We start from the raw sequence: 18,558 nt of genomic DNA on the forward strand, positions 1-18,558 counted from the left end.
AGAGGAGGCGTGACATGGGTCTGTTCAAGTTCATCAAGGAAGCGGGAGCCAAGATCTTCGGCGGCGGCGCCCAGGCTGCGACTCCGGACAAGCTGCAGCAGGAGGTCCAGGGGCACGGCTTCGACGCGAGCAAGCTGAGCATCGACGTTCAGGGCGACAAGGTAAAACTGGGCGGCCAGGCGATGAGCCAGGAAGAGGCTGAGAAGATCATCCTGTCCCTCGGCAACACCTACGGCGTGGCCGAGGTCGACACGAGCGAGCTGCAGATCCAGCAGCCCGCCCAGCAATCGACCATGTATACGGTCCAGAAGGGCGACACCCTGTGGGAAATTGCCGAGAAGCACTACGGCAAGGGGAAGGGCGCCAAGTACACGGAAATTGTGAAGGCGAACTCGCCGCCGGTGAAGGATCCCGACATGATCCAGCCCGGCTGGGTCCTGCGGATTCCGCCGCTGCCGTAGGATAAGGCTGATTGCTCTCCTTCGTGCCCGATCCTAAATGAGGGGCTCAAGGCACGAAGGGAGCTTTTCATGAACGCACCGTCAGGGCATGTCGATCTCGACCGCGAGGACGTGAAGCGGGGACTGGCGGACGGTTCGATCCATCTGGTCGATGTCCGCGAGCCGCACGAATTCGCGGCCGGCCATATCCCCGGTGCGATCTCCCGTCCGCTGTCGACCTTCGACCCGGCGAGCCTGCCGACGGACAAGAGGATCGTGTTCTCCTGCGCGGCGGGCGTACGGTCCTTGCGGGCCATCGAGTTCGCCCAGGCGGCGGGGCGCGACGTGCGGGAGCACTACAAGGGCGGCTACAAGGATTGGGTGATGTCCGGAGAGCCGGTCGAGTGACCGGCTCCGGCTCCAACGGTCCGATCACATAGATGTGTTCTAAAGTAGAGTGCTCAAGCTTCGCCGGATATGCAGTAGTGTTCCCCCGCCGGAAACGGCTCGCAATGAAGCCGTAGCCCGTGCCCATTTGAGGGGAACTGCATGAAGCGCACTATCGTCGTCGCCAGCTTGCTTGCGCTGGGTGTGAGCGCGGCCATCGCGCAAAGCAACGTCGTCGAACAACGCCAGAATCTCATGAAGGAGATGGCCGCCCAGACCCGCCCGATCGGCGGGATGCTCCGCGGTCAGGAGGCCTTCGACCTCGCCAAGGTCCAGAGCGGGCTGAAGGTTTTCGCCGAGAACCCGAAGAAGGCGGCTTCGCTCTTCCCCGAGAGCTCGAAGGATGCGCCGAAGACCGAGGCCCTGCCGACGATCTGGGAGAACAAGGCCAAGTTCGACTCCATCATGACCAAGCTGAGCCAGGACGCACAGACCGCCATGGCCAGCATCAAGGACGAGGCGACCTTCAAGGCCGAGATGCCGAAGGTTCTCCAGAACTGCGGCGGCTGCCACAACGACTTCCGCAAGAAGAGCTCCTGATTTATTGCAGGTTCCTGGCGGGCGGCCTTCCCGGCCGCCCGTTTCGTTTGGAGGGCAGGCATGCGCAAGGCGTTCTTCGGGCTTCTGGTTCTGGCCGTTCTCGGGGCTGCGGGCTTCTGGTTCCTGACCTCGCCGTCCGCCTATGCGCTGATCCGCGGAAACGGGCAGGTCACACCGATCACGCCAGTCGGGCTCGATCGCCAGCCGAACATCGATAACGGCCGGCTGCTGTTCTATGCGGGCGGCTGCACCTCGTGCCACGCGACGCCGAACCAGGACGACAAGCTGCGCTTAGGGGGTGGGTACGCCCTGAAGTCCCCGTTCGGGACATTCCACGTCCCCAACATCTCGCCCCACGAGCGGGACGGCATCGGATCCTGGAGCACGGCCGACTTCGTGCGGGCCATGCGCGAGGGCCTCTCGCCCGACGGCCGCCATTACTATCCGGCCTTCCCCTACACGTCCTACCAGCGCATGAGCCCGGCCGATCTCGGCGATCTCTTCGCCTTCATGAAGACGCTTGCGCCCGTCGAAGGCCGGGCGCCGGATCACGAGCTGCCGTTCCCGTTCAACATCCGGCGCGGCATCGGCCTATGGAAGCTCGCCTTCCTCGACGGCCGCACCTTCGCGCCCGATTCCAGCAAGCCGGCGAGCTGGAACCGCGGCGCCTATCTGGTAAACGGTCCCGGCCATTGCGCCGAGTGCCACAGCGAGCGGAACTTCGCCGGTGCGATCATCGAGGACCGTCGCTTTGCCGGCGGCCCGGATCCGGAGGGAAGGGGCGTCGTGCCAAACATCACGCCTCACCCGAGCGGCATCGGCGGTTGGACCGTGGGCGATCTCAGCACCCTGTTGAAAACGGGGGAAACTCCGAATTTCGACACGGTCGGCGGCCCGATGGGCTCGGTGGTGGGCAACACGTCCCACCTGTCCGATGCGGACCGCGAGGCGATGGCCGAGTACCTCCTGTCCCTCCCTCCGCGGGAAGGCTTCAAGAAGCCTCAACAAACTGGGGGCTAGCTGGGGAAAACCTGTTAGTCCATCACGGCGGCTTTGAGGATGCACACCATGGTGGCGCGCCCCGGCGCGTCGCCGACGCACCGCACCGAATGCGGGCGGTCGCAGCGATAGCGCAGGGTCTCTCCTGTCTTCGCCCGCTGAGTCACGCCGCCGACCTCGACCTCGAACTCTCCGTCGAGCACCGAGAGGCATTCGATCGAGCCGCGCTGATGGCTGTCGGAGTCGAGCACGCCGCCGGGCTCCGACTGCACGTCGTACCATTGCAGCCACTCGATGGTCTTGAGCCAGCCGATGATGGCGAGGCGCATCTTGCCATCCTCTGAGACGAGGATCGGGGTGTCGGCCCGCGACGACTTCTCGATGAAGGGCTCCTCGTCGCTCGTCGCAAGGACCCGCTCGATCGAGACGTCCAGCGCCTGGCTCAGGCGCCAGATGGTGGCTAGCGTCGGGTTGGTCTCGTTCCGCTCGATCTGGCTGATGATCGACTTCGCGACGCCGGACTGCTCGGCAAGTTCGGACAGGGACAGGTTGTACGCCTTGCGCAGCCGTTGGATCGTCTTGCCCATGTGGCCGGACAGGACCTGGGCGCCCGTCTCGAGATCCCGGTTCCGCTCTTTGCCCTCAACGCCCATGTGCCTGCCTTGTTCTGAAAGATCGAACGTTCGTTCCTCAAAACGGTTTTGGGACACCAGCCATGATGGGTCAAGCCGGAGGGGTGTCGCGGCGGGCTTTTTCCCCCGTGGGGACGGGTTCGGGGACGTCTCGGCCGTCAGCCGACCGGTTTGGGCGAGGCCGCCTTGAGCTCCTGGGCGCGCATCAGCCCGAGCTGGTGCTCGCGCCAGACGATGAATAGGCCCGTGCCGGCCACGATGGTCGCTCCCGTCAGCATCGTGGAGGTGGGGAGATCGCCGAACATGAACCAGCCGAACAGCAGCGCCCAGATCATCGTCGTGTACTCGAACGGCGCGATGATCGACGTGTCGGCGAAGCGGTAGCTCTGGGTCAGCAGGATCTGTCCGATGCCTCCCAGGATGCCGCCGACGACGAACAGCATCATGTCGGTGGCGTCCGGCACCCGCCAGCCGAGGAAGATGGTGAAGAGCGACAGGACCGAGGCCAGGATGAAGAAATAGAACACGATGGCGCCGGTCTTCTCCGTCGCCGTCAGGCGGCGCACCTGGATCATGGCGCCGGCGGAGCAGAAGGCGCCCAGGAGGGCGAAGAGCGCCCCGAGCGACGGGCCGCCGTCGAAGCCCCCGGTGAAGGTCTCGATCTTGAGATAGGGCGACAGCATGATCAGCACGCCGACGAAGCCGATGCCGACCGCGCTCCAGCGATAGGCCCGAACCTTCTCCTTGAGGAGGACCGCCGCCAGGATCACCACGATGAGGGGCGAGGCATAGCCGATGGCGATGGAATCGTGCAGCGGCAGGTAGGAGAGGGCGGCGAAGCCCAGATACATGCCGGCGGTCCCGATGAGCCCGCGTTTGATATGTCCGCCTAGATTGCGCGTGCGCACGGAATTGATCAGGTCGCCCTGCCAGGCCAGCCAGACCAGGAGCGGGAGGAGGGCGAAGGCCGAGCGGAAAAAGACGACCTCCCCGACGGGATATCGGGTCGTAAGCGTCTTCAACGTAGCCGACATGAGCGTGAAGACGAGCGCGGAGATGACTTTGAGGGAGATCCCCAGGAGAGGTTTCAAGGCGTGAGTCGCTTCGGTTGGAGGTGCAACCAAACACGATGCGGCCCATCCGTGAAGACCTTTCGGGCGCAAAACCCCTGCGTCAGACACATGCGTGCGGCCCGGGCTGTCACAATTCCGCAAGGCTAACGTCACAGGCGCGAGACACGAATCCGTTCTGGTTCGTCCGACACGACGAGCGAGGACCCGCATGGCCGAAGCATTCGAGCCCCTCCGCGTCAGGACCCTGTTCCTGTCGGACCTGCATCTCGGCACCAAGGGCTGCCAGGCCGGTCCCCTGCTGGCCTTCCTCAAGGCCTACGACGCCGACACCATCTATCTGGTGGGGGACATCGTCGACGGCTGGCGCCTGAAATCCGGCTGGTACTGGCCCCAGGCCCACAACGACGTGGTGCAGAAGCTCCTGCGCAAGGTCAGGAAGGGCGCGCGCCTCGTCTACATTCCGGGTAATCACGACGAGTTCCTGCGCGACTACGTCGGCGTTACTCTCGGCGGCATCGAGCTCGCCGACCATGCGCTGCATGTGACGGCGGACGGAAAGCGCTATCTCGTCATCCACGGCGACCAGTTCGACATCGTGGTCCGGCATGCCCGCTGGATCGCCCTGCTGGGCGACGGGGCCTATACGGCCGCCCTGTTCGTCAACACGCACCTCAACATCCTGCGGCGGCGTCTCGGCCTCACATACTGGTCGCTGTCGGCCTGGGCCAAGCTGAAGGTCAAGAACGCGGTCAATTTCATCAGCCGCTTCGAGGAGTTCCTCGCCTCCGAGGCGCGGCGGCAGGAGGCGGACGGCGTCATCTGCGGCCACATCCACCACGCGGCCATGCACGGGGATTTCGGCGTCGCCTACGTCAATACGGGCGATTGGGTGGAATCCTGCACGGCCGTCGTGGAACACTATGACGGAAGGCTCGAGCTGATCCGCTGGACCAAGGAAACGGCGGCCTCGCGCGAGCCGCTCGTCGAAGTCGAGCGTCTGGCGGAGGCAAGGCGGGTGGCATGATGCGGCTCCTCATCGCGACCGATGCCTGGCGCCCGCAGATCAACGGCGTCGTGCGATCCCTCGAGTACATGGCCGCCGAAGCATCCCATTTCGGGGCGGAGGTGACGATCCTGTCGCCGGACCGGTTCCCGTCCATGCCGATGCCCGGCTATCCCGAGATCCGCCTGGCGCTGGCCCGGCCCGGTCCGGTGGCGCGGATCGTCGATCAGGTGAAGCCGACCCATGTCCACATCGCTACGGAAGGGCCGATCGGGTTCGCCGTCCGCGCGGCCTGCCGCAGGCGCCGCATGGCCTTCACCACGAGCTACCATACCCGCTTTCCCGAATACCTGTCGGCGCGCGCGCCGATCCCGCAGGCTTGGTCGTACCGGGCCCTGCGCTGGTTCCATGGCGAGGCGCGGGCCATGATGGTGAGCACGGCGTCCCTGGAGCGGGAGCTGGAGGGGCGCGGCTTCCGGCGAATCCGGCGCTGGACGCGGGGCGTGGACACGCAGCTCTTCCGGCCGCGCCATGAACGCGTTCTCGACAGCCGGGCTCCGATCTTCCTGTCGGTCGGCCGGATCGCCGTCGAGAAGAACCTGGAGGCGTTCCTGGCGCTCGATCTGCCGGGCACCAAGGTGGTCGTCGGCGACGGGCCGGCGCGCCACGACCTGCAGCGGAGATTCCCGCGGGTTCGGTTCCTTGGGGCTCTGACGGGCGAGGACCTTGCACGGGTCTATGCGTCGGCGGACGTCTTCGTGTTCCCGAGCCTTACCGACACCTTCGGGATCGTGCTGCTGGAGGCTCTGGCTTCCGGCCTGCCGATTGCGGCCTATCCGGTCACCGGACCGGCGGATGTGATCGGCTCCTCAGGTTGTGGAAGCCTGTGCGAGGACCTGCGGGAGGCGGCGCTGGCCGCGCTCGACATCCCGCAGAGCCGCTGCCGGGCCTATGGCGAGACCTTCACCTGGCGCGAGAGCGCGCGGCAGTTCTTCCGCAATATCGAGGAGGCGCATGCCGGGGCGTGACCGGAGCCGCGTCTCGCTTCACATCAGGAAGGACGGGTGCGGGCCGGGATGGACCGTGGCTTCCTCGGTCACTGGGCGCGTCTCCGGAAAGGAGGACCTCTCATCGGCCGGAGCCTGCTGTTCCGGCGCGGAGACCGCGACCATCTCCTGCACGCGCCCCTCGACATAGCGCAGGGTCTGGATGATCCGGCGGATGCGGTGCTCGGCCCAGGCCTCGAACTCCTCCTCGGATTCGGGCGCGCCGTTAGTGAGAAAGTCGCCGAGATCGTCCTGGCCGCGGTGGCGCGGCAGGAGCCCGACCTCGCCCTTCGTGCGGGCGATCGTCGTCGCCATGGCCCGGAGGCTCTCCTGGATACGCGCGAGGCGGCGCGCGGTTTCGTCGTCGCGGGCAGCCTCCTCGAACCGGCGGAGCTCCGCCAGGACCGCCTCCGTGTCGGCATTCCGGTTGCGCCTGGCATATTCGCGCAGGAACCAGCGTCCGCGTTCCGTCTCCATGACGGCCGCCTCGATGGCGTCGAAGTCAGCATCGCTGAACGTGACGCGCGTCTCCTGATCCGTCATGGTAGACATATCCCTTTCCGCGGGGTTCGCGATTCCCATTGTGTCGAAAGCCCCGGACAGCTCAACCCCTCCAAACCCTTCCTTAACGGTATTTTCACCGTGTTCCGTTCCATGAACCTCGATTCGGTGTCCGTCCCGTGACCCGGCCCGCGCGCAGTCTCGGCTTCCGCCTGGGCGCCCTCCAGGGGGCGAGCTTCGTCAGCACCGGGGTGTACCTCCCGTTCTTCCCCCTGTGGCTGCAGAGCAAGGTGCTCCCGCCCACGGTCATCGGGATCGTGGTCGCCATCCCGATCATTGTCCGGATCCTCGTCTCGGCGCCGCTCCTGATCCTCGCCGACCGGTCCTTCGGGGCCCGGCGTCTCCTCCTCTTCAGCCATCTCGGCCAGATCCTGGGGTTCCCCCTGCTTCTCATGGTCGACGACGGCATCGCCATCATGGCCATCGTGGCCATGGTCGCCGTCGCTCAGGCAGCCGTCATCCCCGCCAACGATCTCGTGGTCACCAACGCGGTCCAGCGGCAGCGCGGGCTGAACTACGGCTGGATCAGGGGAGGCGGGTCCGTGGCCTTCTTCCTGGCCAACATCGCGGCCGGGTATCTCGTCGGGGGCTTCGGGGCGGGTGCGGTCATCGTCGCGCTCACGCTCATCCCGATCCTCGGGATCTCGGCGACCCTTTCGGCGGTGCCGCGCGAGGCGCCGGAGGGGCAGACGACAGGCGCAGACCGGCAGACGCCCGCCTCGCCATCCTTGCCGAAAGTCCTCTGGCTCATCCTCGTCGCGGCATCCCTCACGCAAGGGACGCACGGAGCCCTCAATGCCTTCGCGAGCATCCACTGGAGCAGCCAGGGCTTCTCGGATTCCACCATCGGGTATCTCTGGGCCGCAGGGGTCGTCGCCGAAATCCTGGTCTTCTTCATGCTCGGCCAGGCGGTCGGCCGGCACTCGGGCGTCGGGCTGGTCCTGGTCGGATCGGCGGCCGCAGCTGTTCGCTTCGCGGTCATGTCGCTCAATCCGGGCCTCGGCCTGACCTTCGTCCTGCAGGCGATGCACAGCCTGTCCTTCGGGGCGACCCATCTCGGCACCATGGCGGCGCTCGCGGCCTTCGCGCCGTCCGGCGCCCGAGGGCGGGCGCAAGGGGTCTATGGCTCGCTCGCGGCCCTGGTCATGGCGCTCTCGACGGTCGCGAGCGGCCTAATCTATCGGGAGGCAGGGGCCGCGGTCTTCGCCGCGATGGCGCCCTTGGGCGCCATCGGCTTCATCCTCACCCTGATCGCAGTGCGGTTCCTGCCTCAGCCCCACAAGGCAGGCTGAGGCGGATAGACGATGCTGCCCTCGTAGGTCAGGCCCGGCTCCCGGTCCTTCGCCAGGAGGAGAGGGCCGTCCAGATCGACGAAGCGGGCGCGGGGCGCCAGGATCAGGGCCGGCGCCATGGCGAGCGAGGTGCCCACCATGCAGCCGATCATGAGGGAGAAGCCCAGGGCTTCCGCCGCGTCGGCGAGGGCCAGCGCCTCGGTCAGGCCGCCGGTCTTGTCGAGCTTGATGTTGATGACGTCGTAGAGGCCGACCAGCCGGTCGAGCCCGGCCCGGTCGTGAACGCTCTCGTCCGCCAGGATCGGTACCGGGCGGGCGATGCCGCGCAGGAACTCGTCCTCTTTCGCAGGTAGGGGCTGCTCCACCAGCGCATAGCCCGCATCCGCGCAGGCCGCGAGGTGCGACCCGATGGTCTCCTCGGTCCAGCCCTCGTTGGCATCGGCGATGAGCGTAGCCTCCGGGGCGGCCCTGCGCACGGCCGCGATGCGCTCGAGATCCCCGCCGGGCCCGCCGAACTTCACCTTGAGGATCGGCCGCTCCAAGGCTTTCGCGGCGGCCTCCGCCATGGCCTCCGGGGTGTCGAGGCTGATCGTGTAGGCGGTGGTCACCGGCGGCCACCGGTTCACTCCCGCCGTCACGTGGGCCCGGATTCCGGAGCGCTTGGCGTCGAGGTCCCAGAGGGCGCAGTCGACCGCGTTGCGGGCGGCGCCGGCCGGCATGGTGGTCTGAAGCGCCTCCCGGGTGAGGCCCGCCTCGATCTGCGGCCTCAGGGCCTCGATGGCGGCCGCCACGCCTTCCACCGTTTCACCATAGCGGGGGTAAGGGACGCATTCGCCGCGCCCCACGGCGCCATCCTCGGTGATGGTGGCGGTGACCACAACGGCCTCGGTGCGCGAACCCCGCGCAATCGTGAATTTCCCCGCGATGGGAAAGCGATCGATCGTGACCTCGAGCTTACGCATTCTCTTATGCTTCTCCACAACTTCGGCTCGACTTGTGGCGCAGCAACACGCTATCACCAAGCGGAATCAGTGCCGGAAGGATCATCGTGGCGCAGAGCACCTTGGCTCAAGAGCCGCAAGTGAAAATCGAGCGTGGCGGAGACAGGGTCACGGCAAGGCTTGCCGGCCACTGGACCTCGGAGCACGCCGAGATGGTCGAGTCCCTCGCGGCCGAAATCGCCGCCGAGGCCGACCAGTCCCACATGATCCTCGACCTCGCCCAGGTCCGGCGGCTCGACACCCTGGGCGCCTGGGTGCTCGACCGGACACGGCACGAGCTCGGCTCCCGCGATCTCGGGGCCGACTTCGCCAATGCGAGCCAGGAGCAGCAGATCCTCCTCGACGAGGTGGCCTATCGGGGCTTCCAGGAGCAGGCGAAGCCCCGCCGCTCCAAGGCGGTCGACTTCCTGGTCGACGTGGGCCAGAGCGTGGCGGGCGCCGGCCGGGACCTCGTGGACGGCATCGCGTTCCTGGGGGAGCTCGTCTCGGCCCTGATCCGGGTCGTGGTCAATCCCCGGCGCTTCCGGGGCACGGCCGTCATCAACCAGCTCGAGCAGATCGCCTACCGGGGCGTCCCGATCATCGTGCTGATCTCGTTCCTGGTCGGTTGCATCGTGGCCCAGCAGGGCATCTTCCAGCTCGTGCGGTTCGGCGCGACGCCGTTCGTGGTCGACCTGATCGGGATCCTGATCCTGCGCGAACTGGCGCTCCTGCTCACCTCGATCATGGTGGCGGGCCGGTCGGGCTCTGCCTTCACGGCCGAGATCGGCTCCATGAAGATGCGCGAGGAGATCGACGCCCTGCGGGTCATGGGCCTCGACCCGATCGAGGTCCTGATCGTGCCGCGCGTCCTGGCGCTGGTGATCGGCTTGCCGCTCCTCACCTTCATCTCATCCATCGCGGCCCTATCGGGCGGCGGCGTCACCGCCTGGCTCTACGGCGACGTGAGCCCGGACGTGTTCCTCTCGCGCCTGCGGGCCGCCGTGAGCTTCAACACCTTCATGGTCGGCATGATCAAGGCGCCCTTCATGGCCCTGGTGATCGGGATCATCGCGACCCTCGAAGGCCTTGCGGTGCAAGGATCGGCCGAATCCCTCGGCCGCCACGTGACCTCGTCCGTGGTGAAGTCGATCTTCATGGTGATCGTGCTCGACGGCCTCTTCGCCATGTTCTTTGCGGCCATCAGGTACTGACACGATGCTCGACCGCGTTCATCCCCCCATCGACCGGAACCGGGAGGTCGTCATCCGCGTCCGCGGCGTCGAGGTCGGCTTCGGCGAGAAGACGATCCTCAGGGGCCTCGACCTCGACGTCTATCGCGGCGAGATCCTCGGCTTCGTGGGCGCCTCCGGCCAGGGCAAGTCGGTCCTGACCCGGACCATCCTGGGCCTGGTGCCCAAGCGGGCCGGCACCATCGAGGTGCTGGGCCAGAACCTGGACGAGCTCTCCCCTTCGGAGCGACGCCTCCTGGAGCGGCGCTGGGGCGTGCTCTTCCAGCAGGGCGCGCTGTTCTCGGCCCTCACCGTGAAGCAGAACGTGCAGGTGCCGATGCGGGAATACCTGCACCTGTCGGAGCGGCTTCTCGACGAATTGGCGATGCTCAAGATCGAGATGGTGGGCCTCAAGCCCGATGCGGCCGACAAGCTGCCGTCGGAACTCTCGGGCGGCATGATCAAGCGCGCGGCGCTCGCCCGCGCGCTTGCGCTCGATCCCGACATCGTCTTCCTGGACGAGCCGACCTCGGGTCTCGATCCCATCGGCGCGGGCGAGTTCGACGAGCTGATTGCGACATTGCAGAGGACTTTAGGCCTCACCGTATTCATGGTAACCCATGACCTCGACAGCCTTTACACGGTCTGCGACCGGATCGCGGCTCTGGGTGAGGGCAAGATTTTGGCGGAGGGGCCGATCGAGACGCTGCTCGAATCGGACAATCCCTGGATCCGCTCCTATTTTCACGGGAAACGGGCTCGTGCGGCCATGGCCAGCGGCGCGTAAGGGTTGCAATGGAAACGCGTGCAAACTACGCCTTGATCGGGTTGTTCACCATCGCGGTGATCGCGGCGGCGTTCGGCTTCGTCTACTGGTTCTCCGGGGGCGATCGCGGCCAGGCGCGGCAGACGGTCCGCATCGTGTTCTCGGGCTCCGTGTCCGGCCTGTCCAAGGGCTCCACCGTGTCCTTCAACGGCCTGCGGGTCGGTGAGGTCACGGACATCAGCCTGCTGCCCGAGGACCCCCGCCGGGTCATGGCCATCGTGCAGGTCGAGAACAGCACCCCGATCCGCACCGACACCCGCGCGCGCCTCGAATACCAGGGCCTGACCGGCGTCGCGACCATCGCGCTCTCGGGCGGCGAGCCGAGCGCCCCGCCGCTGGCGGCCGGGCCCGGTCAGCCCCTGCCGACCATCTTCGCCGACCGCTCGGACTTCCAGGACCTCATCGAGACCGCCCGCAACATCGCCCGCCGGGCCGACGACGTGCTCGAACGGGTCGGGCGCGTGATCTCGGACAACGAGGGCGGCATCAACCGCACCGTGCAGAACGTGGAGCGCTTCTCCCAGGCGCTCGGCGAAAACGCGGAGGGCATCGACCGCTTCCTGGCCCAGGTCGGTCAGGCGGCCGAGAAAGTCGGGCCGCTCGCCGAGAAGCTCGAGACCCTCGCGACCAACCTCGATCAGGTGGTCCGCTCGGTCGAGCCGCAGCGGGTCACGCGGATCGTCGAGAACGTGGAAAGCTTCACCCAGGCGCTCGGCGACAACCGGGAGGCGATCAGCAACACCTTCCGGGACGCCCAGAGCCTGACGGCCCGCCTCAACGAGGCCGCGCCCAAGCTCGACGCGGCCCTCAACGACCTCTCGGCCATCACCCGGACCATCGACCCCGCAAAGGTCGGCCGCACGGTCGACAACATCGATCAGGTGGTCCGCTCCATCGACAGCCAGCGCGTCGCCAGCATCGTCCAGAACACGGACGAGTTCACGAAGGCCCTGGCCCAGAATCGGCAGGCCATCGACAACGCGCTACGTGATGCCGCGAGCCTCGTGGGCCGCCTGAACGACTCCGCCCCGAAGCTCGACAGCGCCCTCAACGAGATCAACAACCTCGCCAAGGCGATCGATTCCCGGAAGGTCGGCCGTACGGTCGACAGCATCGACACCTTCGCCCAGACCCTGGCCCGCCGCAGCCCCGACGTGGACAAGGCGATCCAGGAGGCGCGCTCGATCACCGAGAAGCTGAACAAGTCGGCCGACCGCATCGATGCGGTGCTCAAGGGAGCCGAGGGCTTCCTGGGCTCGGCCTCGGGCGAGTCCGGGAAGGGGGCCTTCGACCAGATCCGCGAGGCGGCGGTCTCCGTCCGCGAGCTGGCCGACAACCTGAACCAGCGCACCGAAGGCATCCTGACGGGGGTGGGGCGGTTCACCGATTCCGGTCTGCGGGAATATGAGGCCCTCGCGGTCGAGGGCCGCAGGACCCTCGGCGAGATCAGCCGCGCGGTGCGCAGCATCGAGCGTAATCCACAGCAGTTTCTGTTCGGGGGACGCTCATCCCTCCCCGAATATAACGGCCGCCGTTAGTTTCCCTATCAGTATGTCTGGATCCACAGTGCCATCCTCCCCCATAGATCGGGTCGGTCCGCTGCGGCGCGTTGCGCCCGCGCTGGTTCTCGCCGCCCTGGCGGGCGCCTGCTCGTCCGGACCCGCGCCGACGACCTACGACCTGTCGGCGCCGACCTCGCGCATCAGCGGATCGTCCGGCGTTCAGGTGCTGGTGGCGGAGCCGGCCGCTCTTCAAACCCTCTCGACCCAGCAGATCATCGTGAAGGATGCGAGCGGCGCGATCTCGTTCCTCGGCGGCGGCCAGTGGGCCGACAACCTGCCGCGGCTGATTCAGACCCGGCTCATCAACACCTTCGAGAACGCCTCCCAGATCCGCGGCGTGTCACGCCCCAGCAGCGGCGCGGTGGCGGACGTCCAGCTGATCTCGGAGCTCCGCAGCTTCGAGATCGCCACGCCGAGCAACGAGGCCGTGGTGGAGATCTCGGTCAAGATCGTCAACGACTCCAACGGCCGCATCGTCAACGGGCGGATCTTCCGCGCCCGCGCCCCGGTCGCCTCCGTTGATGCGGCGAACGCCGCCCGCGGCCTCGACGAAGCCCTGTCGGTCGCCATGCTCGACATCGTCCGTTGGGTGAGCGGCAGCCGCCTCCCGCGCCGGGAGGATCCCGCCGCCACGGCCAGCACTCTCCCGGGCGGGGAGGAGCGCCGCAACACGGCCGGCACGCCGCCGGCGTAGTCAACCGTCAGGAATGAGTTGGTCATGACACGCGGCCTTCTGGCCGCGTTTTCGTTTGCGCGTCAGGGACGTCCCGGGCTCAGCTCCGACCGCTCAGCAGAAGCCGGGTGAGGCGGAAAAAGGAAAGGGCCGGTGCTGAGCCGGCCCCATTATCTGTCAAAGTTTCCCAGAGTCCCTTAGTCGAACCGGCCGCTGGCGTGGGCCAGCATCGTGTAGACCTTGCCGGTCTCCGAGGTCAGGTAGGTCTTCGTCAGCATCGAGTCGCGGTCGTCGCGGGAGACCTCGGCGAGCAGGCGCTCGAACTCGTCCACATAGCGGTCGACGGTCTGCTTGAACTCCTCATCCGACCGGTACTTGCGGCGGATCTCGTCGAAGGTCTGCTGGCCCTGGATCGTGTAGAGCCGGCGCGTGAACACGTTGCTCTCGCCGCGCTTATAGCGGTCCCAGAGCTCCACGGCCGCATCGTGATCGATCATCCGGGCGATATCGACCGAGATTGAGTCGAGCGATTCCAGGCTGTTGAGCCGAGAGCGGTCGGGCTTGGCCGGCCCGCGGGCGGGCTCGTCCTCGCGCGAGGCGCGGTTCAGCAGGTCCGACAGCCAGCCACCGCGCATCCCGGGGTCGCGAGCAGGCGCCTGGGCTGGGCGCTCGGCCGCCGGAGGAGCCTGGCGCACCGGGGCCGGAGCCGGCGCGGGAGCGGTCGGTGCGGGAGCCGGGGCAGGGGCCTGGACGGTCCGGGCCTCGACCTGGCGCGCGACCACCGGAGCCGGGGCGGGCGTCGGGGCAGGAGCCGCGACCCGCTGCTCGACCGCGGCCGCGACGGCTGCCATGGTAGCCGCCACGGAGGGCTGCTCGTTCACGCGACGGGCCTGGGGCTGTGCGGCCGGAACCGCGTCCACCCCGCGGCTCGATCGGGCCACCAGGGCCGACAGCTCGTTGAGCGCCTTGATCTGGTCGGCGACGACGCGGCGCATGTTGGCCGTGGTCTCCTGAGTCTCCTGCGGGATCTCGACCACGCCGCGGCGGAGTTCCGCCCGGGTGTTCTCCAGCTCGCGCTGGATCTGGCCGGTCATGCCGCGCAGTTCGCCCATGGTGTCGCGGAACTTGGTGGTGGCGTTGTTGAGGGCTTCGGCCATCTCGGCTGCGGCCTGCTCGTAGGCGGTGCGCAGGGCGGCGGCGGTGCGCTCGCCTTCCTGGCCCGTCGACGAGCGGATGATCTCGAACTGCTCGCCGATGGCGCGGGTCGTCGCCTGGGCGGATTCGGACAGCACGGTGCCGATCTGGCGCGCCTTGCCTTCCGCACTCTGGAGGGAACCCTCCACGAGCGCCGTGAAGGTGCGCGTGACGGTCTCCAGCTCCTGGGAACGGTCGTTGATCCGGGTCAGGAGCTCGTTGAGGGCTTCCTGACGGCCGCTGAGCGCCACGTCCATGCGGGCCTCGACCCGCTCCAGGGCCGCGGCGGCCTCGGTGAGGGTCTGGATCTGCTCGCGGGTCGCGTCGGTCAGCGCGCGGCCGCGCGCCTCCAGGCTGCCCGCGAGGGCGGAGGCCTGCTGGATCGCGCCCGTCGACACGGAGCGCAGCGCCTCGACCTGGTCGCCCACCTGAGCGGAGGCCTGGCTCGTCTGGGCGGCGACTTCGGCCAGAAGGCTCTGGATCTGCTGCACCTGCCCGCCGAGGCCTTCCTCGATGGCGCCCAGGTTGCCGCTGGCGCTCGCCGCGACCTGCTGGAGCAGGCGGTTGGCCTCCTGAAGCCGGTCGAGCACGTCGGACAGCTCGCCGCGCAGGCGCTGGTTGGTGCCCACGAGGGTCTCGACGGCCTGGCTGGTGGTGACGTCGATGGAGCTGCGCAGGGCTTCTGTGGACTGCGCGTAGGCGGCGGAGAGCTCCATGGTGCGCTCCTGGAGAGCCGACAGCATGGTGCTGCTGCGGTCCTGCAGGCTCGTCACGATGGCGTTGCTGCGCTCCTCGAGGGCGCGGAGCGTCGTCTCGCTGATCGCCGTGACCTCGCGGCCGAGGGAGGCGCCGCGCTCGTCGAGGCTCGACACGAGGGCCGTGCCCTGGTTGTCGAAGAGGCCGCGGATCTCGTCGATCCGGCCGCCCAGGGAGGCAAGCACCGTCTGGCCGCGCTCCTCGATCGCGCCGGCGACGCCGTCGAGGCGGTTCACCACGCGATCCTCGAAGCTCGTGACGCGCTGGTCGAGGGTGGAGGCGATCTCCTCGGCGCGGGTGCCGAGGGTCTGGTTGATCTCGAAGGCCCGGGCGCCGAGCGTCTCCGTGATCTCGCCGGCGCGGTCGCTGAGGATGCGGTTGATCGCGGTGGCGCGGGCGTCGAGCGCCTCGCCGATCTGCTCGGCCTTGGCGGAGATCGTCTCGGCGATGGCGCCGGTGCGGGCCGTGATGGCCTGGCTGATCTCGTCCACGCGGGCCTGGAGCGAGTTGGCGACGTCGCGTCCGCCTTCGGCCATGACGCGTGCCATCTCGCCGGTGCGGACCACCAGGGCCTCGTTGAGGGCCGCGGCGCGGGCGCCGAGGGTCTGGTCGACCCGCTCCACGATGGTGTCGAAGTTGGCGGTGATCTCGGTCGCGCGGCGGGAGGCGCGCTCCTCGAGGGCCGAGAGCTGCGTCTCGATGGCCGTGGTGGCCTCGCGGGCGCGCTCGCCGAAGGACTCGGCCATGGTCTTGCCTTGGACCGAGATGAGACGGTCCATCTCCTCGAAGCGGCCGCTGATCGTCTCGGTCAGGCTGCCCACGTCGTTGGAGATGCGCTCGGCCACTTCGCCGCCGCGGCGCATGACGTCCTCGAAGGCGGCGAGGCGGGTGCCGAGGGTCTCCTCCATCTCGCGGCCGCGGGTATCGACGGTCTCGGCGGTGCGGTTGAGGGCCTCGTTGACGCGCGAGCCTTGGCTTGCGATGGCCAGCACGATGCCCTTGCCGGTCGTGGCGAGGTTGAGCTGCGCCTCGTCGGTGTGGCGGGCGAGGGTCTCGGAGAATTCCTGGCTGCGGTTCTCGATGGCGGACTGGAACTCCTCGACCTTGGAGCCCATGAGCGAGGCCACCCGGTCGCCGGCCTCGGTAAGGCTGGCTTCCAGAGCCTGGCCCTGCACGGTGACGGATTCGCTGACACGCTGGCTCGCCGTCTCAAGGCGATTGGCGAGGTCCTCGACGCGGGTGCCGATCGCCTCGTCGGCGAGGCGCACCGCGCCTTCGAGATGCTCACGCACCTCGGTGCCGCGCTGGGTGATCTCCCCGACGATCTCGTTGCCGGTGGCGGCGAGCTGCTCGCGCAGGGCCGTGCTGCGGGCGACGATCACGTCCGCGATCTCGATTCCGGTCGAGGCGATCTGGTCGCGCACCACGGTGCCGCGGGTCGACAGATCCGTCAGAAGCGCGTTGGCGGTCACGGCGAATTCGGTGCGCATGGCGCCGCCGCTGGTGGTCAGCTCCTCGACGATGGAGGTGCCGGTGGAGGAGAGTTCCTCGCGCAGCTGCGTGCCGCGGGCGACGAGCTCCTCGCTCACGGTCGCGCCGGCCGCGGCGATCTGGTCGCGCAGGTCCGCGGTGCGGGCGGAGATGTCGTCGGCGATGACGCCCCCGGTGGCGGCGAGCTTCTCGGTGATCTCGCTGCCGCGCTGGGTGAAGCTGTCCTCGAGGGTGCGGGCCGTTTGCTCGAAGGCCTCGCGCACGTCGTTACCCTGCTGGGCGAGGGCGTCGATGACGCCGCGGCCGGTCTCGGCCAGGGTGCGGGTGACTTGGCTCGCGCCGTCCTGAAGGTGACGGGTGAGCACGTCGCCGGTGCGCTCGAATGCGCCGGTGATGTCCTGCGCCTTGCTTTCCAGGGCACCCGTGATGGTGGTGCCGACCTCGGCGATGCCCTGCTTGATCTCCTCGCTGGTGCCGGTGATGCGCTCCACGAGTTCGACGCCGCGGCTCGCCATCTCGTCGACGACGCGCTCGCCGGCGCGGCCGAGGGCCTGGGTGATCTGCTCGCCGCGCTGATCGAGGGAGACGGTCACGCGCTCGCCGGCGCCAGTGACGCTCGACACGACGCGCTCGGCCGCCTCGTCGAGATCCTGGATCAGGCTCTGATGGACGCCCGTGATGGCGCCGCGGACGCGCTCCGCGTTGGTGACGATGGCCTCGCGCTGGGTGACGAGCTCGTCCACCAGGGAGCGGATGCGGATTTCGTTGTCGGAATAGGCGCGCTCGAGCGTCGCGATCTCGCTGCGCACGAGGGTTTCCAGCTCGCCGGCGCGGGCAAGCGCGCGCTCCACGCCGTCGCCGACGGCCGCCACCTCGCGGCGCACCGCCTGCGACACGGACAGGACCGCATCGGTCGAGAAGCTCTCGGGCTGGGCGAGGCGCACGGCGACCTCGCTGATCGCGCGGGCGACGAGCTTCATCTCCTGCGAGCGCACGGTGAGCATCGCGGCGATGTAGAGAAGAACGATGGGACCTAGCAGGAGGGCGGCGCCGATGCCGAGCTGGCGCGGCGTGAAGGTGGCCAGAAGCTGGTCGGGAGTCGTGATGCCGAGGGAATAGACGTAGGCGACGGCTGCGCCGATCCACACGAGGGAGAGGAGCGTCGCGACATTGTAGGGCCGACCCGAGGGGCGGACCTGAAGCGCTTGGAGCATCACCCCGACGTTCTGGCGGTCGTCGTTGGCCACCGAGGCGCGGTCGGGAGCGACGAACGGGCGTGGAGTCTCGTCCGACCGGGCGGCGGGCTTGGACTCGCGCTCGTCGGACGCATCCGGGTCCATCCCGAAGGGGCCCCTGGTGAAGTCATGGTCGTCGATGTCGGGCAGCCGGGGCTCCCCGCGAGAAGCGTTGTCGTCCGACCGGCCGGGCGGCTGGATCGCGAAGGTGTCTTCGAGATTGAGCGCCTGCTCGACGGCCGAAAGGGCCGCCTCAGCCGGATCTTTGATCTTCTTCTTCTCGATCGCCATGATCTGCCTCGTGACGCAACTGATGAAGGTTGCAGCTGGACGTATCCCATTGACGGAAAATGGAAAACGCGTGGCCCCAACCCGATCCGGAACCCTCCCAGAAGGGTTCCGTATGGTAATCTACTATTTACCAAACGAGTTTAGCGGCCGGTCTGTATGAAGGGAACCCGATGTCCCCTGCCACTTGCGAACGTCGTTAACGGGTCGGTAACCAGTGGTGCCGGGGAAATTGAGGCAAAAAGACGGCGGGCTGCGTGCGTCACTCGTCTTCCTGTGCGCCTTCGC

Annotated in this window: 16 protein-coding genes; 11 read left to right on the top strand and 5 right to left on the bottom strand. The window is 67.9% G+C overall.

All coding sequences use genetic code 11. From position 1 onward, the window contains the following. Positions 1–14: 14 nt before the first annotated feature. The 4 genes from lysM to DES45_RS05880 all read left to right on the top strand — a co-directional run bounded on the left by lysM (position 15) and on the right by DES45_RS05880 (position 2,447). Positions 15–461 carry a peptidoglycan-binding protein LysM gene (gene lysM, locus DES45_RS05865; RefSeq protein ID WP_114769057.1) on the top strand — a complete coding sequence of 149 codons (447 nt, stop codon included), beginning with the start codon at positions 15–17 and terminating at the stop codon, positions 459–461. 69 nt (positions 462–530) lie between these two features. After that, on the top strand, positions 531–848 hold the full coding sequence (locus DES45_RS05870) for a rhodanese-like domain-containing protein (protein WP_114769058.1): 318 nt from the start codon (positions 531–533) through the stop codon (positions 846–848). 141 nt (positions 849–989) lie between these two features. Further along, positions 990–1,427 (top strand): c-type cytochrome, encoded by a 438-nt coding sequence (locus DES45_RS05875; protein WP_114769059.1) that lies wholly within the window; start codon positions 990–992, stop codon positions 1,425–1,427. 60 nt (positions 1,428–1,487) lie between these two features. Beyond that, positions 1,488–2,447, top strand: coding sequence for a c-type cytochrome (locus tag DES45_RS05880; RefSeq protein WP_114769060.1), 960 nt, complete (start codon positions 1,488–1,490; stop codon positions 2,445–2,447). 14 nt (positions 2,448–2,461) lie between these two features. On the opposite strand, the gene DES45_RS05885 is transcribed toward DES45_RS05880, so the two are convergent. Both DES45_RS05885 and DES45_RS05890 read right to left on the bottom strand, forming a co-directional pair. Then, entirely contained in the window at positions 2,462–3,079 is a 618-nt protein-coding gene (locus DES45_RS05885; protein WP_114769061.1) for a helix-turn-helix domain-containing protein, read from the bottom strand. A gap of 137 nt (positions 3,080–3,216) precedes the next feature. After that, positions 3,217–4,149 carry a DMT family transporter gene (locus tag DES45_RS05890; protein WP_245429764.1) on the bottom strand — a complete coding sequence of 311 codons (933 nt, stop codon included), beginning with the start codon at positions 4,147–4,149 and terminating at the stop codon, positions 3,217–3,219. Between the two features lie 190 nt (positions 4,150–4,339). Here DES45_RS05890 and DES45_RS05895 point away from each other — a divergent pair, with 190 nt between their 5' ends. Beyond that, entirely contained in the window at positions 4,340–5,155 is an 816-nt protein-coding gene (locus DES45_RS05895; RefSeq protein ID WP_114769063.1) for a UDP-2,3-diacylglucosamine diphosphatase, read from the top strand. Next, positions 5,155–6,162, top strand: a complete 1,008-nt coding sequence (locus DES45_RS05900) for a glycosyltransferase family 4 protein (RefSeq protein WP_114769450.1) — start codon at positions 5,155–5,157, stop codon at positions 6,160–6,162. Before DES45_RS05895 ends, DES45_RS05900 begins: the two co-directional genes overlap by 1 nt. An 18-nt stretch (positions 6,163–6,180) precedes the next feature. Here the strand turns inward: DES45_RS05900 and DES45_RS05905 are convergent, their stop codons facing one another. Next, positions 6,181–6,732, bottom strand: coding sequence for a hypothetical protein (locus tag DES45_RS05905; protein ID WP_147282352.1), 552 nt, complete (start codon positions 6,730–6,732; stop codon positions 6,181–6,183). 128 nt (positions 6,733–6,860) lie between these two features. On the opposite strand from DES45_RS05905, the gene DES45_RS05910 reads away from it, so the two are divergent. Then, complete coding sequence (locus DES45_RS05910; protein WP_114769065.1) at positions 6,861–8,033, top strand: MFS transporter; 1,173 nt, start codon at positions 6,861–6,863, stop codon at positions 8,031–8,033. On the opposite strand, the gene dgcA is transcribed toward DES45_RS05910, so the two are convergent. Next, the gene (dgcA, locus tag DES45_RS05915) at positions 8,012–8,995 is read right to left on the bottom strand and encodes an N-acetyl-D-Glu racemase DgcA (protein WP_114769066.1); all 984 of its coding nucleotides are present in this window, start codon (positions 8,993–8,995) and stop codon (positions 8,012–8,014) included. The genes DES45_RS05910 and dgcA overlap by 22 nt on opposite strands. A 119-nt stretch (positions 8,996–9,114) precedes the next feature. On the opposite strand from dgcA, the gene DES45_RS05920 reads away from it, so the two are divergent. The 4 genes from DES45_RS05920 to DES45_RS05935 are packed head-to-tail and all read left to right on the top strand — an operon-like array spanning position 9,115 to position 13,327. Beyond that, positions 9,115–10,227, top strand: coding sequence for an ABC transporter permease (locus tag DES45_RS05920; protein WP_245429765.1), 1,113 nt, complete (start codon positions 9,115–9,117; stop codon positions 10,225–10,227). A 4-nt stretch (positions 10,228–10,231) separates the two neighbouring features. Next, positions 10,232–11,032: an ABC transporter ATP-binding protein gene (locus tag DES45_RS05925; protein WP_114769068.1), complete on the top strand. Its 801-nt coding sequence runs from the start codon at positions 10,232–10,234 to the stop codon at positions 11,030–11,032. Between the two features lie 8 nt (positions 11,033–11,040). Then, on the top strand, positions 11,041–12,609 hold the full coding sequence (locus DES45_RS05930) for an MlaD family protein (RefSeq protein WP_114769069.1): 1,569 nt from the start codon (positions 11,041–11,043) through the stop codon (positions 12,607–12,609). 28 nt (positions 12,610–12,637) lie between these two features. Continuing rightward, positions 12,638–13,327 carry an ABC-type transport auxiliary lipoprotein family protein gene (locus DES45_RS05935; protein WP_342633505.1) on the top strand — a complete coding sequence of 230 codons (690 nt, stop codon included), beginning with the start codon at positions 12,638–12,640 and terminating at the stop codon, positions 13,325–13,327. Positions 13,328–13,503: 176 nt separating this feature from the next. Here the strand turns inward: DES45_RS05935 and DES45_RS05940 are convergent, their stop codons facing one another. Further along, positions 13,504–18,273, bottom strand: coding sequence for an apolipoprotein A-IV repeat region-like domain-containing protein (locus tag DES45_RS05940; RefSeq protein ID WP_114769071.1), 4,770 nt, complete (start codon positions 18,271–18,273; stop codon positions 13,504–13,506). Positions 18,274–18,558: the final 285 nt, after the last annotated feature.

The organism is Microvirga subterranea (assembly GCF_003350535.1).
Taxonomy (GTDB): domain Bacteria; phylum Pseudomonadota; class Alphaproteobacteria; order Rhizobiales; family Beijerinckiaceae; genus Microvirga; species Microvirga subterranea.

Excerpts from the sequence above, each read along its gene's own strand:
- lysM (WP_114769057.1), top strand. The coding sequence starts at position 15 with ATGGGTCTGTTCAAGTTCATCAAGGAAGCGGGAGCCAAGATCTTCGGC.
- DES45_RS05870 (WP_114769058.1), top strand. The coding sequence starts at position 531 with ATGAACGCACCGTCAGGGCATGTCGATCTCGACCGCGAGGACGTGAAG.
- DES45_RS05875 (WP_114769059.1), top strand. The coding sequence starts at position 990 with ATGAAGCGCACTATCGTCGTCGCCAGCTTGCTTGCGCTGGGTGTGAGC.
- DES45_RS05880 (WP_114769060.1), top strand. The coding sequence starts at position 1,488 with ATGCGCAAGGCGTTCTTCGGGCTTCTGGTTCTGGCCGTTCTCGGGGCT.
- DES45_RS05885 (WP_114769061.1), bottom strand. The coding sequence starts at position 3,079 with ATGGGCGTTGAGGGCAAAGAGCGGAACCGGGATCTCGAGACGGGCGCC.
- DES45_RS05895 (WP_114769063.1), top strand. The coding sequence starts at position 4,340 with ATGGCCGAAGCATTCGAGCCCCTCCGCGTCAGGACCCTGTTCCTGTCG.
- DES45_RS05900 (WP_114769450.1), top strand. The coding sequence starts at position 5,155 with ATGCGGCTCCTCATCGCGACCGATGCCTGGCGCCCGCAGATCAACGGC.
- DES45_RS05905 (WP_147282352.1), bottom strand. The coding sequence starts at position 6,732 with ATGTCTACCATGACGGATCAGGAGACGCGCGTCACGTTCAGCGATGCT.
- dgcA (WP_114769066.1), bottom strand. The coding sequence starts at position 8,995 with ATGCGTAAGCTCGAGGTCACGATCGATCGCTTTCCCATCGCGGGGAAA.
- DES45_RS05925 (WP_114769068.1), top strand. The coding sequence starts at position 10,232 with ATGCTCGACCGCGTTCATCCCCCCATCGACCGGAACCGGGAGGTCGTC.
- DES45_RS05930 (WP_114769069.1), top strand. The coding sequence starts at position 11,041 with ATGGAAACGCGTGCAAACTACGCCTTGATCGGGTTGTTCACCATCGCG.
- DES45_RS05940 (WP_114769071.1), bottom strand. The coding sequence starts at position 18,273 with ATGGCGATCGAGAAGAAGAAGATCAAAGATCCGGCTGAGGCGGCCCTT.